The sequence below is a fragment of the Acidocella sp. genome (assembly GCF_036489515.1).
GTDB lineage: Bacteria > Pseudomonadota > Alphaproteobacteria > Acetobacterales > Acetobacteraceae > Acidocella.
Window position 1 is genome coordinate 1 of the sequence record NZ_DASXFO010000026.1, and the last position, 22,067, is coordinate 22,067.

At 64.0% G+C, this 22,067-nt stretch carries 20 protein-coding genes; 10 read left to right on the top strand and 10 right to left on the bottom strand.

From position 1 onward, the window contains the following. The 3 genes from VGG47_RS03590 to VGG47_RS03600 all read right to left on the bottom strand — a co-directional run. A partial coding sequence (locus tag VGG47_RS03590) for a helix-turn-helix domain-containing protein (protein ID WP_331535523.1) occupies positions 1–421 on the bottom strand: 421 nt, incomplete at its 3' end. Continuing rightward, entirely contained in the window at positions 418–669 is a 252-nt protein-coding gene (locus VGG47_RS03595) for a hypothetical protein (RefSeq protein WP_331535525.1), read from the bottom strand. The genes VGG47_RS03595 and VGG47_RS03590, both read right to left, overlap by 4 nt. Positions 670–761: 92 nt before the next feature. After that, entirely contained in the window at positions 762–2,738 is a 1,977-nt protein-coding gene (locus VGG47_RS03600) for a methyl-accepting chemotaxis protein (protein ID WP_331535527.1), read from the bottom strand. 316 nt (positions 2,739–3,054) lie between these two features. Between VGG47_RS03600 and gpmI the strand changes: the two genes are divergently transcribed. The 5 genes from gpmI to VGG47_RS03625 all read left to right on the top strand — a co-directional run bounded on the left by gpmI (position 3,055) and on the right by VGG47_RS03625 (position 8,516). After that, positions 3,055–4,569 carry a 2,3-bisphosphoglycerate-independent phosphoglycerate mutase gene (gene gpmI, locus VGG47_RS03605; RefSeq protein ID WP_331535529.1) on the top strand — a complete coding sequence of 505 codons (1,515 nt, stop codon included), beginning with the start codon at positions 3,055–3,057 and terminating at the stop codon, positions 4,567–4,569. Next, positions 4,566–5,675: a murein hydrolase activator EnvC family protein gene (locus tag VGG47_RS03610; protein ID WP_331535531.1), complete on the top strand. Its 1,110-nt coding sequence runs from the start codon at positions 4,566–4,568 to the stop codon at positions 5,673–5,675. Before gpmI ends, VGG47_RS03610 begins: the two co-directional genes overlap by 4 nt. 128 nt (positions 5,676–5,803) lie before the next feature. Then, entirely contained in the window at positions 5,804–7,177 is a 1,374-nt protein-coding gene (locus tag VGG47_RS03615) for a S41 family peptidase (protein ID WP_331535533.1), read from the top strand. 168 nt (positions 7,178–7,345) lie between these two features. Continuing rightward, positions 7,346–7,825 (top strand): RNA pyrophosphohydrolase, encoded by a 480-nt coding sequence (locus VGG47_RS03620; RefSeq protein WP_331535535.1) that lies wholly within the window; start codon positions 7,346–7,348, stop codon positions 7,823–7,825. 34 nt (positions 7,826–7,859) lie between these two features. After that, positions 7,860–8,516 (top strand): dienelactone hydrolase family protein, encoded by a 657-nt coding sequence (locus VGG47_RS03625; protein WP_331535537.1) that lies wholly within the window; start codon positions 7,860–7,862, stop codon positions 8,514–8,516. A gap of 149 nt (positions 8,517–8,665) precedes the next feature. Here VGG47_RS03625 and VGG47_RS03630 read toward each other — a convergent pair whose 3' ends face one another. Together VGG47_RS03630 and VGG47_RS03635 are read right to left on the bottom strand one after the other, a co-directional pair. Further along, the gene (locus VGG47_RS03630) at positions 8,666–9,184 is read right to left on the bottom strand and encodes a chromate transporter (protein WP_331535539.1); all 519 of its coding nucleotides are present in this window, start codon (positions 9,182–9,184) and stop codon (positions 8,666–8,668) included. Next, entirely contained in the window at positions 9,181–9,690 is a 510-nt protein-coding gene (locus VGG47_RS03635; RefSeq protein ID WP_331535541.1) for a chromate transporter, read from the bottom strand. Before VGG47_RS03635 ends, VGG47_RS03630 begins: the two co-directional genes overlap by 4 nt. A gap of 259 nt (positions 9,691–9,949) precedes the next feature. Between VGG47_RS03635 and pstS the strand changes: the two genes are divergently transcribed. From pstS to VGG47_RS03655, 4 genes are all read left to right on the top strand, one after another. Continuing rightward, positions 9,950–11,026, top strand: coding sequence for a phosphate ABC transporter substrate-binding protein PstS (pstS, locus tag VGG47_RS03640; RefSeq protein WP_331535543.1), 1,077 nt, complete (start codon positions 9,950–9,952; stop codon positions 11,024–11,026). A 58-nt stretch (positions 11,027–11,084) separates the two neighbouring features. After that, positions 11,085–12,011 carry a phosphate ABC transporter permease subunit PstC gene (pstC, locus tag VGG47_RS03645; protein ID WP_331535545.1) on the top strand — a complete coding sequence of 309 codons (927 nt, stop codon included), beginning with the start codon at positions 11,085–11,087 and terminating at the stop codon, positions 12,009–12,011. Beyond that, entirely contained in the window at positions 11,989–12,870 is an 882-nt protein-coding gene (pstA, locus tag VGG47_RS03650) for a phosphate ABC transporter permease PstA (RefSeq protein WP_331535547.1), read from the top strand. The genes pstC and pstA overlap by 23 nt, the downstream gene beginning before the upstream one ends. Before the next feature lie 279 nt (positions 12,871–13,149). Next, a complete protein-coding gene (locus VGG47_RS03655) occupies positions 13,150–13,965 on the top strand; it encodes an alpha/beta hydrolase (RefSeq protein ID WP_331535549.1) in 816 nt (271 codons plus the stop codon). Between the two features lie 118 nt (positions 13,966–14,083). On the opposite strand, the gene glk is transcribed toward VGG47_RS03655, so the two are convergent. Both glk and metH read right to left on the bottom strand, forming a co-directional pair. Continuing rightward, positions 14,084–15,070 (bottom strand): glucokinase, encoded by a 987-nt coding sequence (gene glk / locus VGG47_RS03660; protein WP_331535551.1) that lies wholly within the window; start codon positions 15,068–15,070, stop codon positions 14,084–14,086. 141 nt (positions 15,071–15,211) lie between these two features. Beyond that, positions 15,212–18,697, bottom strand: a complete 3,486-nt coding sequence (gene metH, locus VGG47_RS03665; protein ID WP_331535600.1) for a methionine synthase — start codon at positions 18,695–18,697, stop codon at positions 15,212–15,214. Positions 18,698–18,753: 56 nt separating this feature from the next. Between metH and VGG47_RS03670 the strand changes: the two genes are divergently transcribed. Then, positions 18,754–19,074, top strand: a complete 321-nt coding sequence (locus VGG47_RS03670) for a hypothetical protein (RefSeq protein ID WP_331535553.1) — start codon at positions 18,754–18,756, stop codon at positions 19,072–19,074. A 120-nt stretch (positions 19,075–19,194) separates the two neighbouring features. Here VGG47_RS03670 and VGG47_RS03675 read toward each other — a convergent pair whose 3' ends face one another. The 3 genes from VGG47_RS03675 to ettA all read right to left on the bottom strand — a co-directional run bounded on the left by VGG47_RS03675 (position 19,195) and on the right by ettA (position 21,974). Next, on the bottom strand, positions 19,195–19,482 hold the full coding sequence (locus VGG47_RS03675; protein ID WP_331535555.1) for a hypothetical protein: 288 nt from the start codon (positions 19,480–19,482) through the stop codon (positions 19,195–19,197). Positions 19,483–19,545: 63 nt separating this feature from the next. Continuing rightward, on the bottom strand, positions 19,546–20,070 hold the full coding sequence (locus tag VGG47_RS03680; RefSeq protein WP_331535557.1) for a GNAT family N-acetyltransferase: 525 nt from the start codon (positions 20,068–20,070) through the stop codon (positions 19,546–19,548). A gap of 224 nt (positions 20,071–20,294) precedes the next feature. Further along, entirely contained in the window at positions 20,295–21,974 is a 1,680-nt protein-coding gene (ettA, locus tag VGG47_RS03685) for an energy-dependent translational throttle protein EttA (protein WP_331535559.1), read from the bottom strand. Positions 21,975–22,067: the final 93 nt, after the last annotated feature.

A 22,067-nucleotide genomic window follows, 5' to 3' on the forward strand; every position in this document is an offset into this window, starting at 1 on the left:
CGGGAAGCGGCCAGTTGACTTCGATCCGGTCGAAATACGTGCCCACACAGTGGTCATAGACTACCAGATTGCAGGTTTCGCCGAGATCTTCGACCAGTTCGCGAAGCACCGCGTGCCAAAGCGGACGGATCGACGAGCCGCCAAGCAGCCGCAGCGCAATTCCTGCCACTCGAGGACCAAAGATTACCCTTCCGGAACGCGGGTGTCGGCGCAGCACGCCCTCCTCAGTCAGGTTCCGGACGATCCGATGCGCTTGCGAGCGTGACAGGCCGAGCGCATCACCAATCTGCGCGACTGAGGCGCCCCGCCGTAAGGTGGAAAGGTAGTCGAGGATGCAGAGCACCTTGCCGACCGCCGACCTGCTTGACGGGGGCGGATTGCCAAGGCTGCACGTGGATGACGACGCCACCGCCCCGGTCATGTATGTTTGCTGCCGGGGATGTCTGTCATCACATGTCGATGCCGAATCGCGCGAGCTCTGGGGTCATGGCTATTAAGGCAGACGTGCATACGATAAATCTTTTTGACGACGCTTCCGCCGATCATGATGACAGATTTTTCGGAAGGTTTCCATACCGACGCGGTAAAGGAAAGAAGCCGCTTTTTAAAAAAAGCGGCGCAAAAACTTCTTTTATGCTGGGCCATAGGCTTGTCGCCGACAAAGCCCATGGCCCAGCATAATAAAGTTTTTTTGCTTCTTTTTGTTCACAAAAAGAAGCCTTCCCCTTTACTGGTTCCGTCGCAACCGAATCGTGGCGCGATTAAAAATCACGCCAGTCATCCTCGGCGGCGCCCGCCGTTGCCACGGCGCGGTCCGCCCCCGTTTTGTGGGGAAGAACCACGACATTTGTTTTGTCCTTGCGGATTTGGCGTTTTGCCGCCGCAACGGGCTTTGCAAAGGACGATGGCGCGGCGCGGCGTTGGGTCGTTTCCGCAGCGGCGTCCTCGCCGATGCGGAACTGCCCGACCAGACGCGCCAGCTCCTCGGCCTCATTGGCCAGGCTGTGGCTCGCCGCTGTCGCCTGCTCGACCATCGCGGCGTTCTGCTGCGTCACCTGGTCCATCTGGTTGACCGCGGAATTCACCTCGCCAAGCCCGGTCGCCTGCTCCTTGGCCGAAGCCGCCAGCTCCACCACCAGCCCGTTCAGTTGCGTCACCTGCGTCACGATCCGCCCCAAAGCCTGGCCGGTCTCGCTCACCAGCTTGACCCCGGTCTCGACCTGCTGCCCCGACGCGGAGATCAGCGTCTTGATTTCCTTCGCGGCATCGGCCGAGCGTTGCGCCAGCGCCCGCACCTCGGTCGCCACCACCGCAAAACCGCGACCGGCATCGCCGGCGCGCGCCGCTTCCACCCCGGCATTCAGCGCCAGAAGATTGGTCTGAAACGCAATCTCGTCGATCACGCCGATGATGTTGCCGATCTGCTTGGACGAGGTCTCGATCCCGCTCATCGCCTGCACCGTATCGCGCACCACCGCGCCGGAACGTTCCGCATCGACCTTCGAGGTCGACACCAGGTCGCGCGCCTCGTTCGCCACCTCGGCGGTGCGCCGCACCGTGGCGGTGATCTGGTCAAGTGCCGCCGCGGTCTCTTCCAGGCTTGCCGCCTGCTGCTCGGTGCGCCGCGACAGATCGTCGGAGGCCTGGGTGATCTCGCCGGCACCGCCCTGCACGCCCTGCGCATTGGTGGCGATCGCCTTCATCGTCCCCTGCAGCGCTTCCATCGCCGCGTTGAAATCGCCGCGTAGTTTTTCGTACTCGCTCGAGAACGCCGCAGTCAGACGGAACAGCAGGTCACCACCGGAAAGTTTCGCCAGCCCGGTCGCCACCGAGTCCACCACGAATTGCTGCTGCCGCGCCACCTCGGCCCGCTCCGCCTCGTTGCGGGCCCGCTCCGCCTCAGCCTGCGCCGCCGCGTGCCCGGCCGCTTCTTCCAGCCGCACCTTCTCCAGCCCGGCCTCCTTGAACACCTGCACGGCCCGCGCCATGCCGCCGATTTCGTCCCGGCGTTCGGCCCCCTCGACGCTCGCCTGCAGATTGCCGCCGGCGAGTTTGCCCATCGTGCTCTGCAGCCCCTTGATCGGCGACGCCACCCAGGCCCGGACGGCATAAAAGCCGCCAAGCATGACGGCCGCCAAGCCCAATAACACCGCGATAAGGGTGGTCATCACCGTATGCGACGTTGTCGACGCAAGGTCGGCACGGTTCTGCACATCCTGCGTACTCGCCGCGTCGGCTTCAGCCGCCAAACCCGCAGTAACCGGGTGGAACGCCGGCTCGCAATTCGCCAAATATTCATTTTGCGCAGCCAGGGTTTCGGCCGGCGTCGTGGCCGAGCCCGCAAGGCGTATCGCCGGCCCGCAGCTCGTATCCATGACCGCATCGCCGCGCATCTGCAAAGTGGAGAGTCCGGCCGCACGGGAAGGCAAATCACGTTCGGCGGCCGCTATGGCCGCGTCAAACCCGTGACGGTTGTCCGCAACCCTGCTCTCGGCAGCCTGGCTTTGCGCCGCTGTGTTAGAAATAAGCAGCCAACCAATGGCCGCATTCAGCCCGCTCAGAGACTGTTCAGCTCTCGTGACGTTGAGGTCTGCCGCGACGGAGGTTTCACCGTTTTCCTCATACCTGGATCCGACCCCGGTCATCTGCGTCGCCATATAAATGGTCGTGCCAATGACAAAGAGGCCAAAGATACCCAGAATGGTCAGAAATTTTGCGACAATCGGAAGATTTTTCACGAACACCTCTTGTAACCGGTCAGGCTTCGGGAAGCTTCAGGAACATGCGAACGCACATTCAACCTTAAAATCCGTTTAGCCGTAACTTTGCAATCCAGTAACTTTAGATTGCAAAAAGCACAATGATTTTTTACAACCCCAAGTTAGATAAACTTATCGTGGGCGCCTTATCAGAGGCTTCACGACACAACCTTAAGTCTCGGTACGGCCCGCGCCGGAGGCCGCAAAACCCGGCACGCCCCAGCGCCCTTGACGCGCCCTCCTCCAGCGCGACATTTGCCGCCACGACACCACGCCCGCACATGAAGGATCGGACATGCCTGCTAAGCCTGTAATGCTCGTCATTCTCGACGGTTTCGGCTGGAATGACCGCCGCGAGGACAATGCCGTCGCTCTGGCGAAAACGCCGAATTTCGACCGGCTCTGGTCCAGCGTCCCGCACGCCTTCCTGGGCACAAGCGGCAAGGTGGTCGGCCTGCCGCCAGGGCAGATGGGCAATTCTGAGGTCGGCCACCTGAATATCGGCGCGGGCCGCGTGGTCATGCAGGAACTGCCGCGCATCGACACTGCGATCGAGGACGGTTCGCTGGCGACAAACCCGGCGCTGCAGGATTTCATCGCCAGGCTGAAAGGCACCAAGGGCACCGCGCATCTGCTCGGCCTCATCTCGCCCGGCGGCGTGCATGCGCACCAGAACCATGCCGCCGCTCTGGCGGCGCTGCTCCATGCGGCGGGCATTCCGGTCGTGGTCCATGCCTGGATGGACGGGCGCGACACCGCCCCCGACTCCGGTGCCGGCTATATGCGTGATTTTCAGGCCCAACTCGGCGATCATGCCCGGGTCGCGACCGTCATCGGCCGCTATTACGCCATGGATCGCGATAAGCGCTGGGAACGGGTGAGCCAAGCCTATGAGTTGATCGCCTCGGCCAAGGGCGCGCCATTCCCGAATGCCGATGCCGCGATCGCCGCCAGCTACGCCTCCGGCAAGACCGACGAATTCATGCCCCCGGCGGTGATCGGCGACTATGCCGGGCTGCGCGACGGCGACGCGCTGCTCTGCGTGAATTTCCGCGCCGATCGGGTGCGGGAAATCTTAGGCGCCCTGCTCGACCCCGCTTTCGACGGTTTCGCACGCCCGCTTCCAAAACTCTGCGCCGCCCTCGGCATGACCACTTACAGTGACAAATTGGCGCCGCTGATGCAGACGCTGTTCGCCCCGGTGCGCATGGACGACCTGCTCGGCGGTGTGGTCGCGGCCCAGGGTCTGAAACAATTGCGCATGGCGGAGACGGAAAAGTACCCGCATGTCACTTACTTTCTGAACGGCGGGCGCGAAGTGCCGTTCGACGGGGAGGAGCGGATCATGGTCCCCTCGCCGAAAGTCGCGACCTACGACCTGCAGCCGGAAATGTCCGCCCCGGAGCTCACGGCCAAAGCCGTGGCGGCGATCCAGTCACAAAAATTCGACCTGATCATCCTCAATTTCGCCAATCCTGACATGGTCGGCCATACCGGCGTGCTGGCGGCGGCGATCAAGGCGGTGGAAACGGTCGATGCCGGGCTGGGCGCGATCGTCGATGCCGTGCTGGCGCAAGGCGGCGCCCTCCTGGTGACCGCCGATCACGGCAATTGCGAAATGATGCGCGACCCGGAAACCGGCGGGCCGCATACCGCGCACACACTCAACCCGGTGCCGGTCCTGCTGGCTGGTGCTGCTTCCGGCACCAGGCTGCACGACGGCATCCTGGCCGATCTGGCCCCCACGCTGCTGGCCCTGCTCGGCATTGCCCAGCCGGCGGCAATGACCGGCCGCTCCCTCATCGCTTGACCCTGCGCCGCATTGCCCTGCTGCTGGCCTTCCTGCCGGCTGTGGCCCAGGCCGACCCGAAAAGCGCCGCCCAGGCGGCGCTCGCCGCGCATCGTCACGCGGCCGAACTGGCGCGGGACCAGGCGCAGGCCGAGGCTGGCCGGGCCACCGCACTGGCGCAACAGCAGGTCCGGGCCGCCGCCGCTTTGCGGCAACTCGAGGACGAGACCGCCTCCGACACGCAACAGCTCGCCGGCCTGCAAGCCCAGCAGAGTGCCGCCATGCAGCGCCTGCACCGCGCGCAGGATGGCTTAGGCCGGCTGCTGCCGGTCATGCAGCGCCTGGCGACACAGCCCGCCGCCGCCATGCTCGCCGTGCCGCAACCCAAGACGGACGCGGTGCGGGCGATCGCGGTCATGCAAGGCATCGCCGCGCAAATCGAGGCCGAGGCCGAAGCGGTCAAAACCGCAACCGCGCAGCTGACCGCCCTGGTGGACCAGACCCGGGCCACCCAGGCGCAGCTGACCCAGGCGGTGACCGCGCAACAAGGCGCCGAGGCGCAACTCTCGGCGCAGATCGCGACGGCGCAATCCGCGGAAATGGCAGCTGCCGACACCGAAGCACAGGAAAACGTCGCCAGCCTCAAAGCGCAGCGCGAACTCATCCGTATTGCCGCCGCCAGTGAAGCGGCGGCCCGGCTGGCGGCACAGCATGTGGCCACTACCACGGGACAGCCAGAAGGCGCCGGCGCGCCGGTGGCCGGGCATATCCTGCAGACCTATGGCGCCGCCACGGTGGCAGGCCCGGCGCAGGGCATTAGCTATGGCGCCGCCCCCGGTGCCCGCGTCACCGCCCCTTGCGCCGGCACGGTGCTGTTCGCGGGCGCCTTCCCCGCCTATGGCCATGTCGTCATCGCCGGCTGCGGCACCGGCACCAGCGTCGTGCTCGCCGGCATGGCGCGGCTCGACGTCGCCACCGGCGAGCACCTCGCCCATGGCCAGCCTGTTGGCGAGATGCCGGGCTACGATCCCGCCGCCCCCACCCGCCAACCGATCCTTTATGTCGAGCTGCGCCAGAACGGCACGCCGGTGGATCCCTCCCCTTGGCTCGCCCACGGGCATTTTTAACCGCCAGGGCATCGTCCTGGTGCACACGGCTCTGGATAAAAGCCCGGCTATGCTATCTAATAATCTATGACCGCTGTCGCCTTGACCTGGCGATACCGCGCGGTCCGGATCAGGTAAGGATGAAGAGCATGCGGTTGCGGAACAGTTTGATGCTGGGTGGTGTGTTTATCGTCGGCCTGGCGATGGGCACGGTGGCGCAGCCTTTGCAGCGCGCGATGGGACAGCAGGCCCCCAGCGACAGCACCTATCAGCAGCTCTCGCTGTTCGGCGACATTCTCACGCAGATCAAGGAAAATTACGTCATTGATCCGCCGTCCGACACCCTGATCTACAATGCCGTCAACGGCATGCTCGCCGGTCTCGACCCGCATTCCAGCTACATGAATGCGCAGCAATACGCGGACATGCAGGTGCAGACCTCCGGCCAGTTCGGCGGCCTCGGCCTCGAGGTCACCCAGACGGCCGGGCTGCTGAAAGTCATCACCCCGATCGATGACACCCCCGGCTCACGTGCCGGGATCAAGCCGGGCGACATCATTGTCGAGATCAACGGCCACTCCACCCAGGGCCTGAACCTGGACGACGCGGTGACCGAGATGCGCGGCGCGCCCGGCACGCAGGTGTCGCTGACCATCAAGCGCAGCGGCATCAACACGCCGGTGCATGTCACCCTCACCCGCGAGATCATCAAGATCCAGGACGTGAAAGACCGGCTGTTCACCACCCCGGACGGCCCGGTCGGCTACATCCGCCTCGACAGTTTCGACCAAGACGCCGGGCCGCATATCCGTCAGGCCGTGAACCAGCTGGAGCAGCAGGCGCATGGCCACATCCACGGCTACATTCTCGACCTGCGCGACAATCCCGGCGGCCTGCTCGACCAGGCCGTGGCCGTCAGCGACGACTTCCTGAGCAGCGGCGAGATCGTCTCCACCCGCGGCCGACACCCGGAGGATGACCAGGTTTGGTACGCCCAGGGCGGCGACATCGCCGTCGCAGCCCCGATCGTCGTCCTCACCAATGCCGGCACCGCCTCGGCGGCGGAGATCGTCACCGCGGCCCTGCAGCAGAACCGCCGCGCGCTGGTGCTCGGCACCAAGACCTTCGGCAAGGGCTCGGTGCAGACGATCATGCCGATCGCCAATGCCGGCGCGCTGCGCTTGACCACGGCGCTGTATTTCACGCCCTCGGGCCGGTCGATCCAGGATTACGGCGTGACCCCCAATGTCATCGTCCACGACTCCCGCACGCCGGAAGACGCGTTCGCGCAGCTGCGCGAGACCGACCTGCTGCACGCCTTCGCCAACCCGACCGGCCAGACCACCGCTTCCCTGCCGCCGGCACCGCCGCTGCCCGCCGTCGCCAAGACCATCCCCGACAAGCCGCCCGTGAACTGGCCGACCTTCGACCCCTCCAACCCGGCCACCGACTTCCAGCTGCAAATGGCGCTGAAGCTGGTCGACGGGATGGGCCCCGTGCACACCGCCACGGCGGCGAATTGAGGCAAGGAAAAGGAAGCCTACTTTTTGTGAACAAAAAGTAGCAAAAAAACTTTGTTAATCTGGGCCATGGGCGTTGTCACTGACAACGCCCATGGCCCAGCGGACCAAAAATTTTTGCGCCGCTTTTTTTAAAAAGCGGCCACTTTCTTACATCTATACGGACCTGCGATGACCGACGTTTCCAACCTCCCTTACCGGCTCAATGTCGGCGCCGTTCTGTTCGGTGCCGACGGACGGGTGCTGGTGGCACGCCGCGCCGGCCTCGCCGACGCCGCCTGGCAGCTCCCGCAAGGCGGGATCGATGCCGGCGAAGATCCGCGCGCGGCGATTTTTCGTGAGCTCGAGGAGGAGATCGGCACCGCCCATGCCGACATCCTCACCGAGCATCCCGACTGGCTGCAATACGACCTGCCGCCCGAACTGATCGGCAAGGCGTTCCGCGGCCGCTATCGGGGCCAGCGGCAGAAATGGTTCGCCTTGCGCTTCCTGGGCGCGGATGCCGAGATCCGGCTGGATGCGCATACGCACCCGGAATTCGATGCCTGGAAATGGGTCGAGCTCGCGGCGCTGCCGGGGCTTGCAGTCGCCTTCAAGCGCACGATCTACGAAAGACTTGCCCAGGATTTTGCGCCCTACGCGCGTCCCTGATTGTGAATTTCACCAGAAAAGATTGGATTGTGCGATGCTGAAATTGACCGCCGCCGACGGGCATGAATTCCAGAATTTTGAAGCCGGCAACGTCAACGCCCCGCGCGCGCTCGTCGTCCTGCAGGAGATTTTCGGCGTGAACGGGCATATGCGCCTGGTCTCGGAACGCCTCGCGGGCCATGGCTATCATGTCCTCTGCCCGGCGATCTTCGACCGCGCCGAACGCAATGTGGAACTCGGCTACGGCCCGGCCGACCGCGACAAAGGGCTGGAGCTGCGCGCGAAAATCCCCGAGAGCGCGGTGCTGCAGGACATCGAAGCTGCCGTCGCCGCTTTCGGCAACCGCCCGGTCGGCATCATCGGCTATTGCTGGGGCGGCTCGCTCGCCTGGCTCGGCGCCACGAAAATGCAAAAGTTCAAGGCCGCGGTGGGCTGGTATGGCGGCGGCATCGCCGCCGAAAAGACTCTCCGCCCCCACTGCCCGGTGCAGCTGCATTTCGGCGAGGCCGATGCCGGCATCCCGATGGCCGATGTCGAAGCCATCCGCCAGGCGCAGCCGGGCGTGGAAATCTTCACCTATCCCGGCGCGCAGCACGGTTTCGGCTGCGAGGAGCGGCCAAGCTACAGCCCAAAGGATTGCGAACTGGCCGAATTGCGCAGCCTCGCGTTCTTCGCCGAGCACCTGCGTTAGGCGAGGAAAAAGGAAGACTACTTTTTGTGAACAAAAAGTAGCAAAAAAACTTTGTTATGCTGGGCCATGGGCGTTGGCGTCGACAACGCCCATGGCCCAGCATAACAAAAATTTTTGCGCCGCTTTTTTTAAAAAGCGGCTGCTTTCTTTCAAACGAACAACAGTCCGAGCAACGTACCGCCGCCCAGCAGCCAGAGCGGATGCAGGCGCGAGCGCCAGGTGAGCCCGCCGGTGACGAGGGTGATGAGCGCCGTCAGCACGCCTGTATCCGCCTGGCGAATCAGGATCCCGGCCGCCGCCAGGACCAGTCCGGCGGTAATCGGCAGCAGCGCCGCCTGGATGATCCGCCGCCAGCGGTTCTCCCTGTAGCGGTCCCAGACTTTCGACACCACGAGCACCAGCAGGCCGGCGGGCAGGATGATCGCCAGTGTGGCGACGAGGCCGCCCGTCACCCCGGCCATGTGCTCGCCGATCATCGTGGCAATCGTCAGATTCGGCCCGGGCGTGGCATTGGCGATGGCAAAAAGCTGCGAAAACTGCGCTGCGGTCAGCCAGTGATGATCCGTCACCACATCGCGGGCGATCTGCGGCAGCGTGCTGTTGACGCCACCCACCGCCAGCAACGACAACTTCCCAAACAGACCGGCGAGCTGAAGAAGAAGGCTCATTCGGCGTGGCGCCAGGCAAAGAACAGCGCGACCGGCAGAATGATGGCCATGGTCAGCGGCAGCGACAGGTTCAGCAGCAGCACCAGGGCGACCACCGCTACGGCGAGCAGGATATTGGTCTGTCGGGTAAAAATCTGCGTGGCGATCTTGAGCGCCGTGCCGAGCACGAGCCCGGCCGCCGCCGCCGCCAGCCCGACCAGCCCGTGCCGCGCCATCGGGAGTTGACCATAGCGCGCATAAGCCGCGCCGAGCACCATGGCGATGCAAACCGGCGCGCTGAGCAGCCCGACCACCGCCGCCGCGGCCCCGCTCAGGCCGCGATGCCGCGCGCCGAAAGCAAACGCAAAATTAACAATGTTGGCGCCGGGCATGAACTGGCAGAGACTGAACAGATCGTTGAAGGCGGCCTGGGTCAACCATTTGCGCTCATCGACGATCAGCCGCCGCGCTACCGGCAAGATCCCACCGAAACCGGTAATGCCGGCCTGAAAAAACCCGGTAAACAAAATTTTATGGCTTAGACGCCCAGGAACTTCGGCCCGCATGGTCGGACGCTATGACGGATTAATCTCCCGTAAGCAACGCAAAATTAATCTTTTTTATCCCCTTTGACACGCCTTCGCACCACTAAATGTCACAAAAATGCAACGCAACCAATGTCGCCTTTGTCACATCCATTGATTATTGCGGAGCGCAACGGGGGACCGCCCCGTCGCTCGACAGGGATATCCCCTTAGGGGACTCTAAAAGATAAGGAACGCGAACGTGAAACTTTCTAACATTCTCAGCCGCTCGACAGCGCTGCGCTCTGGTGTTGCTGCTCTCGCTCTCGCCGCCACCGTCGCCACCACCAGCACCGCGCATGCCGCGACCACCCTGGTCGAGACCGGCTCCAGCCTGCTGTACCCTCTGTTCAATCTTTGGGTCCCCGCCTTCACCGCCGCCAACCCCGCCGTCCAGATCACCACGACCTCGACCGGCTCGGGCGCCGGCATCGCGCAGTCGATCAAGAACCTGGTGCAGATCGGCGCGTCCGACGCCTACATGTCCAACGCCCTGGTTCACAAGAACCCGAACATGCTGAACATCCCGCTCGCGATCTCGGCGCAGGCGGTCAATTACAACCTGCCGGGCCTGGGTGACACGCATCTCAAGCTCTCCGGCCCGATCCTCGCCGGCATCTATTCCGGCAAGATCACCATGTGGAACGACCACGCGATCCGAGCCGCCAATCCGGGCGTGAAGCTGCCGGCGCACAAGATCATCGCCATCCACCGCGTCGACGGTTCGGGTGACACCTTCATCTTCACCCAGTACCTGTCCAGCTCCACCCCGTCCTGGGCCAGCACCGTGCGTTATGGCACGGCCGTGTCCTGGCCGGCAGTGGCCGACGCCATCGGCGCGAACGGCAATTCCGGCATGGTCTCCGCCGCCGCCGCCAACCCGTACTCGATCGCCTATATCGGCGTGAGCTACGCCGCGCAGGCCGCCAAGGCCGGCCTGGGCGTCGCCGAGCTGAAGACCGCTGACGGCCAGTACGTGCTGCCGACCCCCGAGACCGTGGGCGCCGCCGCCGCCTCCGTCGTCACCGACACGCCGCCGGATGAGCGCATCAGCATGATCTTCGCGCACGGCAGCAATGCCTACCCGATCGCCAACTACGAATACGCGATCATCAACGCCCAGCAGCCGGACGCGGCCACCGCGGCCGCCCTGCGCACCTTCCTGAACTGGGCGGTCACCGACGGCAACGCGCCGCAGTACCTGAACCAGGTTCAGTTCCTGCCGCTGCCGACCGCGATCCAGATCCTCTCGAAGACCCAGATCGCGAAAATCAAGTAAGCGTTTTTGGCTGTCCCTCCCGGTGCAAACCGGGAGGGTTTCATGTAACGGGTGCCCCATGAAACTCCGGCCTTTCCGTCTCTCCCTCCTCAGCCTGAGCCTGCTGATCCCCGCCGCGCTTTGCGCGGTCATTTTGTTTCTGCTGATCTATTCAGCACCAGCGATCGGCTTCAACGGATTCGGCTTCGTGAGCGGCATCACCTGGAACCTGGGGGATCTCTACGGCGACCCGGTCGTCACCCGCGGCTTCACCGTCCCGAATGGCGCCAATTACGGCATTCTCGTCTTCGTCGCCGGCACGCTGCTCTCCTCGTTCATCGCCATTCTCATCGCCATACCGCTCTCGGTCGGCGCCGCCATTTTTCTCGCGGAAGCCGTGCCGAATCGCATCCGCCCGGTCCTCTCGCTCCTGGTGGAACTGGTCGCCGTGGTTCCCTCGGTCGTGTTCGGTCTCTGGGGCATCGCCGTGCTGATTCCGCTGATCGGCCATTATGTCAGCCCGAGCGGCAACGGCTACGGCCTGCTCAGCGCCAGCATCGTGCTGGCACTGATGATCACGCCGATCATCGCCACCACCTTGCTCGACGCCCTCATGCAAGTTCCCAAAGAGAACCGCGAATCCGCCTTTGGCCTCGGCGCCACGCATTTCGAGGTCGTCTCCAAGGCGATGATGCCGATGGTCCGCACCACCCTGATCGGCGGCATCGTGCTGGCCCTCGGCCGCGCTCTGGGCGAAACCATGGCGGTCGCGATGGTCTCCGGCGGTGCGCTCAACATCCTGCCGACCAGTATTTTCAGCCCGGTCTCGACAATCGCCTCCTTCATCCTGACCCAGCTCGACAGCGCCCAATCCGACCCCACCAACATGGCGGTCCGCTCGCTGGCGGAAATCGCGCTGGTGCTGTTCATCATCACGCTGGCGGTGAACGCCGGCGCCAAACTCCTCACCTCGGGAGCGCTCAATGTCCGCAAGCGCCAGTCTTAACCCGGCCCGGCCCGCCCGCTCGCTGCGCGAGCTGCGCCGGACCATCTTCAGCCAGATCGGCTGGATCGCGTGCGGCCTTGCCCTGTTCTGCGTGATCGGCCCGCTGATCGATATCGTCGGGGTGGTCGCCTATCATGGCATCGCCGCTTTTTCCGGCAAATTGTTCACCACGACCACCAACGGGGTCAGCGGCGGCCTGCTGAACGCGATCGAGGGAACCTTCGCCATCTCCCTGTTCGGCATGCTGATCGCCGTGCCGGTTGGCGTCGGCGCCGGCATCTATCTCTCCGAATACGGCGCCAACCGCGTCGGCTCGACCATCCGCTTCCTGTCCGACGTGCTGACCGGCACGCCTTCGATCGTGCTCGGCTATTTCTCCTACATCGTCTTCGTGACCTCGCTCGGCTGGGACTTCTCGCTGCTCGCCGCCGCCATCACCCTGGCCATCCTGATCGTGCCGTATCTGGCCCGCATCACCGAACTGGCCCTGCGCCAGGTGCCGGTCTCCATGCGCGAAGCCGCCTTCGCCCTCGGCGCCACCGAGCCGACCGTGGTGTTCAAGATCATCCTGCCCGGCGCCGCCTCCGGCGTGATGACCGGCGCATTGCTGGCCCTGGCGATCTCAGTGGGCGAGACCGCGCCGCTGATCTACACCGCCGGCTGGTCGAACTTCCTGTGGAACGGCAAGTTCACGCACGAGCCGGTCGGCTACCTGACCTACGTGATCTGGACCTTCATCGACCAGCCGAACCCGCAATCGCACGCCCTCGCCTTCGCCGCGGCCTTCCTGGTCATGCTGGTCGTGCTGGCGATCAATATCGGTGTCCGCCTGACGCTGCGCCGCAACCGCGTCATCTGAAAGAAAGTAGCCGCTTTTAAAAAAGCGGCGCAAAAATTTTTGTTATGCTGGGCCATGGGCGTTGTCAGCGACCACGCCCATGGCCCAGCATAACAAAGTTTTTTTGCTACTTTTTGTTCACAAAAAGTAGCCTTCCCTTCTCTTTTGACAACGCCTTGCGGATGGCCGGAACGCCGACATATCAGTCCCGGCCTCCCCGAGGGGCGCTTAACCGATTGACTATAGCGGGGACAAACTGGTGACGAAGCAATCGATCGCATTTTTCAAGGCAGACGCGGCGTGAGCTGGGCGAGTCTGAGCCAGGCCGCGCGCGACGCGGCCTATGATAACGTAGCTGCGGTGGCCAACAGCGCGGAGCTGATCGCCGAAGGCCGAGCCGCTGCCGCCCCCTACCGCGCGGCACGGACCGGGCATCTGGACCTGCCCTACGGCCCGCGCGAGCGTGAGAAATGGGACCTCTACCCCAGTGCCGACCCACAGACGCCGTGCCTGGTATTCATCCATGGCGGCTATTGGCAGAAAAACACGCGCGAGGACTTTGCGCATCTCGGCGCCGGTGTCGCCGCGCATGGCTGGAGCGTGGCGATGCCGGGCTACACCCTCGCGCCGGAAGCCTCGCTCACCGAAATCGCCGCCGAGATGATCGCTTCGTTGGACTGGCTGGCCGCGCACCGCGCCGCGCATGGCATCTCCGGCAAAATCGTCCTCTCCGGCTGGTCCGCCGGCGCGCATCTCGCCGTCCTGGCGATGGCGCATGACCTGGTCAGCGCCGCGCTGCTGATCTCCGGCGCGTACGAGCTGGGGCCGATCCGAGACACCTACCTGAACGAAAAACTGCAGCTGACCGAGGCGGAAATCGTAGCACTTTCACCGCTGCGCCTGCCCGTCGTGCAAAAGCCGACGGTGATCACCTACGGCACGGTGGAACTCGCCGCCCTGGTCGACGACTCGAAAAAACTGCACGAGAAGCGGCTCGCGGCGCACGCGCCATCGACGCTTCTGCCGATCGAAGGCGCGGACCACTTCACCATCGGTCTCCCCCTGCAAGACCCGAACGGCGCGCTGATCAAGGCCATTCTCGGACTGGTCAAGTAAGAGAAGGCTACTTTTTGTGAACAAAAAGTAGCAAAAAAACTTTGCTATGCTGGGCCGTGGGCGTTGTCACCGATAACGCCCACGGCCCAGCATAGCAAAAGTTTTTGCGCCGCTTTGTTCAAAAAGCGGCTGCTTCCTCCGCCGCACAAGCTGCGGCCGCACCCAGCAGGCCCGGTTGGGGATGCGTGATCAGTTTAATCGGCATTCCCGCCATCATCGTCTCGAACCGTCCCTTGGCGACAAAACGCTGCGCGAAGCCCGAACCGGGCAACAGGCCGGCGATGCGCGGCACGATGCCGCCCGCCACCACCACCGCGCTCGCCCCCTGCGCCAGCGCCAGATCCCCCGCCACCGCGCCCAGGCTCAAACAAAAACGCTGCAGCGCCGCCGCCGCCAATTGGTCCCCGCCGCTCACTGCCTGAGCCCATAGCGCCTTGTCATCCCCGACCGTGACCGGCCTCCCTTCGATCGCCGCCAGCGCTTCGTAGAGGTTCAACAGGCCCGGCCCGGAGACGATCCGCTCCACCGAAACCCGCGTGAAACGCGGTCGCAACCGGGCGAGAATCGCATCTTCCAACGCGTCCAGCGGCGCGAAATCGATATGCCCGCCCTCGCACTCGATCACATGCGCCTTGCCATCCCGGCGCAGCACATGCGCCACGCCCAACCCGGTCCCGGGACCGATCACGGTGATCACCCCGCTCGAAGGCAGCGCCCGATCCGGCCCCGCCAGATGCGAAAAATGCTCAGGCCCCAGCGCCGACACCGCATGCCCCACCGCGCCGAAATCATTCACCAGCGTCACCGCCTCGCCCCCCAGCTCCTGCCGCAGCGTCGCCGGACGGATCACCCAGGGATTGTTGGTCAGCTTCAACACCTCGCCCGTGACCGGGCACGCCACCGCCAGCGCCGCCGCAAGCGGCAAATCACGCCCCAACAAGCGCCCAAACGCCTCCCAGCTCGTCGCCAGGCTGGCATAATCGCGGGTCAACAACGTGACCGGTTCGCTTAAGCTGACAACACGCCCGCCGGCGATTTCGGCAATCGCGTAACGCGCATGCGTGCCGCCGATGTCACCGACGACGATTTCCTGGGTTTTGGTCATGGGGGGAGTTTAGGCAATTATAAAGCTAAGGCCAGGGCTCTGCCCTGGACCCGCTGGGGCCGTAAGGCCCCAGACCCCTATAATTTTGGGGTCAGGGGCCTTACGGCCCCTGCGGGGTTCCAAGGGGCGGAGCCCCTTGGCTTAGACCGAAAAATACTTCGCCTTCGAATTCAGCACCACGATGGCGCTGGTCGACTGTTCCGGGTGCAGCTGCGACTCGTCCGAGAGCGACACGCCGATGCGGTCCGCCCCCAGCAGCGCCAGCAGCTGTTCCTGATCCTCGATTTTCGGGCACGCCGGGTAGCCGAAGGAGTAGCGTGAGCCGCGATAGGATTGCTGCAGCATCTTGTCCATGTCGCGGTCGTCCTCGGCGGCGAAGCCGAGCTCGGCGCGGATGCGCTTATGCGCGTATTCCGCCAGCGCCTCGGCCATCTCCACGGAGATGCCGTGCAGGTACAGATAATCCTGGTAGCGGTTGGCCTCGAACCATTCCCGCGCCACGTCCGAGGCACGGGTGCCGACGGTCACGACCTGTAGGCCGATCACGTCGCGCTCGGCATCTTCCACGTCACGGAAGAAATCGGCGATGCATTCGCCGTCTTCCTTGGGTTGGCGCGGCAGCGCGAAGCGGGCGACCTCGGTGGTGCCATCCTCGTCGAACAGGATCAGATCATTGCCCTGCCCCGCCGCCTTCCAATAGCCGTAGATCGCCTGCGGCTTGAGGATCTGGTCGGCCTCGCACAGGTCGAGCATGCGCTTCATCACCGGCCGCAGCTCCTGCCGCGCCCAGCCGAGGAAATCCTCCAGCGACTTGCCCTGCTTGCGGAACCCCCATTGGAACTGGAACAGCGAGCGCTCGTTGATGAACGGAACGATGGCTTTCGGCGCCGCCTCGATGATACGGCTGCCCCAGAAGGGCGGCGTGATCACCGGCTCGCTCTGCGTGATACGGCGGCGGCGCGCCTGGGCCGTGTTCACGTCCACCGGCGCGAAGGCTTTCTCATCCGCCTGGCCGAGCTTGCGCTTGGTATTGCGCGCCTTGCCCTGCCGCTTGGACTGAATGACGGCCAGATAGTTGTCGAAATCCTTGCCGGTGACCTTGTCCATCAGATGCAGCCCGTCGAACGCATCGCGCGCATAGGCGACACGGCCGGAAGCGTAGGAGGCGACGCAGTCATCCTCCACATAATTGCGGGTCAGCGCGGCACCGCCCAGCATCACCGGAATCTCCAGCCCCTGGCGCGACATCTCTTCGAGATTTTCCCGCATCACCACGGTGGATTTCACCAGCAGGCCGGACATGCCGATGGCATGCGCGCGATGCTCCTGCGCCGCCGCCACCATGTCCGCGAGCGGCACCTTGATGCCGAGATTGATCACCTTGTAGCCGTTATTGGTGAGGATGATATCGACCAGGTTCTTGCCGATATCGTGCACGTCGCCCTTCACCGTGGCGAGCACGATGATGCCGCGCTCCTCGCCATCGACCCGCTCCATCATGGGTTCGAGATAGGCCACCGCCGCCTTCATCGTCTCCGCCGATTGCAGCACGAACGGCAGCTGCATTTTTCCGGCGCCGAACAGCTCGCCGACCACCTTCATGCCGTCCAGCAGGATGTTATTGATGATGTCTAGCGGTCTGTTGGTTTTCAGCGCCTCGTCCAGATCCTCAGTCAGCCCCTTGCGGTCGCCATCGACGATGCGGTCCTTCAGGCGCCCCTCGGCGGTGTCGGCGCGCTTCTTCTTGGTCGCGTCCGCGGCCTTGCGGTCGGCAAAGATCTCCAGGAGCTTCTGCAGCGGGTCATAGCCCTCGGCGCGGCGGTCATAGATCAGATCCTCGCAGACCTTCACCTCCGCCGGATCGATCAGATGCAGCGGCCGGATCTTCGACACATGCACGATCGCCCCGGTCATGCCGGCTTTCACCGCATGGTCGAGGAACACCGAGTTCAGCACCGCGCGCGCCGCCGGATTGAGGCCGAAGGAGATGTTGGAAAGGCCGAGAATGATCTGGATGTCGGGAAATTCCTCCCGGATCATGCGGATGCCTTCCAGCGTCCACTGGCCGAGCTTGCGGTCGTCCTCATTGCCGGTGGCGATGGTGAAGGTCAGCGGGTCGATGAGCAGATCGGACTGCGGCAGGCCGTATTTGGTGCAGGCGAACTCCACCAGCCGGCGCGCGATGCGCAATTTATCCGCCGGCTCCTTCGCCATGCCGACTTCATCAATCGTCAGCGCGATCACCGCCGCGCCGAACTTCTTCGCGAGCGTCACACGGTCATGCGCGTGGCCCTCACCATCCTCGAAATTGATCGAGTTGATGATCGGCTTGCCGCCATGCAGCTTCAGCGCCGCCTCGATCACCGGGGTTTCCGTGGAATCGATCACCAGCGGCGCATTCACCGAAGAGGTGAAACGGGTAATCACCTCGTTCATCTCGACGGTCTCGTTGCGGCCGACGAAGGCGGTGCAGATATCGAGCGCGTTGGAGGCTTCCGCCACCTGCTCGCGGCCCATGGCCACGCAGCCGTCCCAGTCGCCCGCCTCCTGCAGCTCGCGCCATTTTTTCGAGCCATTGGCGTTGCAGCGCTCGCCAATGGAGAAATAGCTGTTCTCCTGCCGCAGCGGCGTGACGCCATACAGGCTCGCCACCGACGGGATCCAGACCGGCTTGCGCAGCACCGGGATCGGGCGCGGATTGCCGAGCTTCTTCAGCATCGCATCCAGCGCCGAAATATGCGGGATCGAGGTGCCGCAGCAGCCGCCGATCAGGTTCACCCCGTCCTCGACGACGAAACGCTCCACCCAGCTCGCCATTTCCGGCCCGCCCAGCGGATAATGGGTCGCGCCGTCCACCAGCTCCGGCAGGCCGGCATTCGGCTGCACGGAAATCTTGCCCGGCCAGTTCTGGCTGAGCCAGCGCACATGCTCGGCCATTTCCTGCGGGCCGGTGGCGCAGTTGAGGCCCATCAAGGGCACGTCCAGCGCGTTGATCACGGTGGCCGCAGCGGCGATGTCCGGCCCCACCAGCAGCGTGCCGGTGGTCTCTACGGTGACCTGCACGAAGATGGGAATGTCGCTCTGGGCCAACGCCCGCGCCCGCTTCGCCCCATTCACCGCGGCCTTGATTTGCAGCGTGTCCTGGCAGGTCTCGATCAGGATCACATCCACCCCGCCGGCGATCAGCCCCTGGGACTGCAGGAACAGCGCCTCTTCCAGCGGATCATAAGCAATGTTGCCCAGGCTGGGCAGCTTGGTGCCCGGCCCGATGGAACCAACCACATACCGCGTGCGGCCGTCGGAGAAAGACTCCGCCGCCTCGCGCGCCAGCTCACCGGCGATCTTGTTGATCTCGAAGGCGCGGTCCTCCAGCTCGAACTCACTCAGCGTGATCGGCGAGCCGCCAAAGCTGTTGGTCTGCACCATGTCCGACCCGGCCTCGAAATAGCCGCGATGGATTTCCCGCACGAGATCCGGCCGGGACAGGTTCAGCACCTCGGTGCAGTTTTCCTTGTCCCAATAATCCTTCTCGATATCGAGGGTGAGAGCTTGCACACGGGACCCCATCCCGCCATCGCAGAGCAGAACATTGCGGGACAAAGCGTCAAGAAGATGTGGTCTGGACATCCTTGTCAGATACACGGGAATAACCCCATGTCCAGAGAATGCTTCAAGTCTCAGACATGCGAATACCGATTTTGTTCGGCATCCCGCCCCACACCGACGATGCCGTCCTGGTGGAAGACGGCCAGACCATGCCGCAAAAAGGCTACACGGTGCGCTTTTCCTTAGCCACGCCCAGCCACCCGTTCGGCTGCACCTGCTGCACCTTGCGCAGCCCCGCTGCCGACGCGCTGGGCCAGATGTTCCGCGCCCGCGCCACAGGGACCGCGCCGTTCTTCAAACGGGTGGTGGTCGTGGCCTCACCGGCAGGCGAAACGGCAGTGCGCGAAGCCCTCGCCGCCGATGTGATCACCGCGGCGCGTTACCGGCTTTTCGGGTAAAAAAGCAGCGCAAAAACTTTTTTATGCTGGGTCATGGGCGTTGTCGGTCACAACGCCCATGACCCAGCATAAAAAAGTTTTTTTGCTACTTTTTGTTCACAAAAAGTAGCCTTCGCTTCCTTAGGAAGTCACCGGCTCGTGGCGTTCGTTCGGCCCCGGAGGCTCGCCGGAACGTTTATCGAAGAGCGTGGAAAACCAGCCTTTATGCCGCGGCAGGTCCTGCGGACGCTGCGCCTCGGCATTTGCCAGCAGCGACATCGCCAGCATGGTCACGCGATACGCCGCGTCAGGGTTGCGCACGAACAACGCCCGGATAATCGCGTCCGCCTCAACATCCATCGACGGCTGGTCACCGCCGGTAATGGCCTGGATGAAAGCGATGATCTCTCTATGCTGATCGCGTGTCACAACAGGTTGTGTTACCCGAAAACTTTTGTGACGCAATACGGAAAAACTGTCATGAAAGAGGTTTCACCCGGCCGCATGCCGCCGAACAGATTGATAAACAAGGAGTAAAATCCCTTCCCTTGTGAACCGCTCGGTTTCCGCCATGCCGATCGAGCCCAGAACCATGCGGGACGCAAAATTGTCCTCGCGCGCCACCGCCACCACGCGCTCCAGCCCCGCCGTGCCATGCGCGTAGTTCAGCGCCGCCCCGGCCGATTCGCGCGCCAGACCAACCCCGCGCGCCTCCGGCCAGAACGCAAAACGCAGCGCCACGCCGCGCCCGTCCGTCCGCGCCATCAGCCCCGTCACCCCCAGAAACCGCCCATGCAGCGCCCGCACCGCCCACATGCCATAGCCATGCGCGCCCCAGTCCTGAATCTCCTGCGCCAGCTCCTCGGCCGCCTGCGCCGGGCTGCGCACGCCCCCCAGCATCAACGCATAAGCCTGCGGATCGCCCTTCAAGGCCGTCAGGTCCGGCAAATCCCGATACCCCACCGGCGTCATCCGCAACCGCGCCGTGGTCACGCTCCAGGCCGAAATCACGGTCATGCGCGCGTCAGCAAGCCCAAGGGGGCCCCGCCCCCTTGGAACCCCCGCCAAGGGCCGAGCCCTTGGAACTCACAATTCAGGCTTGGAAAGGGGATGCCCCAAAGCCTCCCCAACACCCGATGGGCATCCCCTTTCCAAGCCTGGGCGGATTCCAAAGGCTCTGCCTTTGGCAGGGGGTCCAGGGGGACAGCGTCCCCCTGGCCTTGCAGACACTGGCGCTGCACTTACCGCGTCAGCGGGCGGTATTTGATGCGATGCGGTTCGGCGGCGTCGAGGCCGAGGCGGCGGCGTTTGTCTTCCTCGTAGGCCTGGAAGTTGCCTTCGAACCATTCGACATGGGAGTCACCCTCGAAGGCGAGGATATGCGTCGCCAGCCGGTCGAGGAACCAGCGATCATGGGAGATGATCACGGCGCAGCCGGGGAATTCCATCAACGCCTCTTCCAGGGCGCGGAGCGTATCGACGTCAAGATCGTTGGTCGGTTCGTCGAGCAGGATGACGTTGGCTTCGGATTTCAGCATCTTCGCCAGGTGCACGCGGTTGCGCTCACCGCCGGAGAGGATGCCGACCTTCTTCTGCTGGTCGGAGCCCTTGAAGTTGAAGGCGCCGACATAGGCGCGCGACGCCACCGTGCGCTTGCCGAGATGGATCACATCGGTACCGCCCGAGATTTCTTCCCAGACATTCTTGTCCGGGTCGAGCGAGTCGCGGGACTGATCGACGTAACCGAGCTTGACCGTTTCGCCGATCTTCAGGCTGCCGGAATCCGGCTTGTCGAGCCCGGTGATCATCTTGAACAGCGTGGTTTTGCCGGCGCCGTTCGGGCCGATCACGCCGACGATGCCACCCGGCGGCAGCTTGAAGTTCAGCCCGTCGATCAGTTCGCGGTCGGCGAAGCCTTTGTGCAGGTCGACCGCCTCGATGACGGTACCGCCCAGACGCGGGCCGGGCGGGATGACGATTTCCGCCACGCCGGCCACCAGTTCCTGTGATTTCTGCAGCATTTCCTCATAGCGCTGAATGCGGGCACGGCTTTTCGTCTGCCGCGCCTTCGGCGAGGAGGCGATCCAGTCCTGCTCCTCGGCCAGAGCGCGCTGGCGGGAGGATTCTTCCTTCTCTTCCTGGGCCAGACGCTTGCGCTTCTGTTCCAGCCAGGCGGAGTAGTTGCCCTCATACGGGTAGCCGCGGCCACGCTCGAGTTCGAGGATCCAGTTGGTCACATTGTCCAGGAAGTAGCGATCATGGGTCACCAGGATCACGGTGCCGGTATAGTTCTGCAGGGTGCGTTCCAGCCAGGCCACGGATTCCGCGTCCAGATGGTTGGTCGGCTCGTCGAGCAGCAGCAGGTCGGGTTTTTCCAGCAGCAGGCGGCACAGTGCGACGCGACGGCGCTCACCGCCGGAGAGCGGCCCCACCGGCAGGTCCGGCGCCGGGCAGCGCAGCGCGTCCAGCGCGATCTCGATCTGGCGGTCGAGGTCCCAGCCGTCCTGGGCGTCGATGATTTCCTGCAGCTTGGCCTGTTCGGCCAGCAGGTCGTTCATCTTGTCGTCGTCCATCGGCTCGGCGAATTCTTCCGAGATGGCGTTGAAGCGGGCAATCGCGGTGCGCAATTCCTTGAACGCCTCGGCGACGTTCTCCCCCACCGTCTTGGTCGGGTCGAGATGCGGCTCCTGCGGCAGGTAGCCCACGCGCGCGCCTTCGGCGGCCCAGGCCTCGCCGCCATATTCCTTTTCAATGCCGGCGATGACCTTCAGCAGCGTCGATTTACCGGCGCCGTTCACGCCGAGCACGCCGATCTTCACACCGGGCAGGAAGGACAAAGTGATGCCCTTGAAAACCTCGCGCCCGCCCGGATAGGCCTTGGTGAGGTCTTTCATCACATAAACATATTGATAAGCGGCCATGATCTCTGCCTTCTGCGACGGTTGAGCCGGGTATAGGGGCGACGGCCCGGAGCGGCAACGGGGGATGCCGCGCTCTATGCGACGAGCGGAATG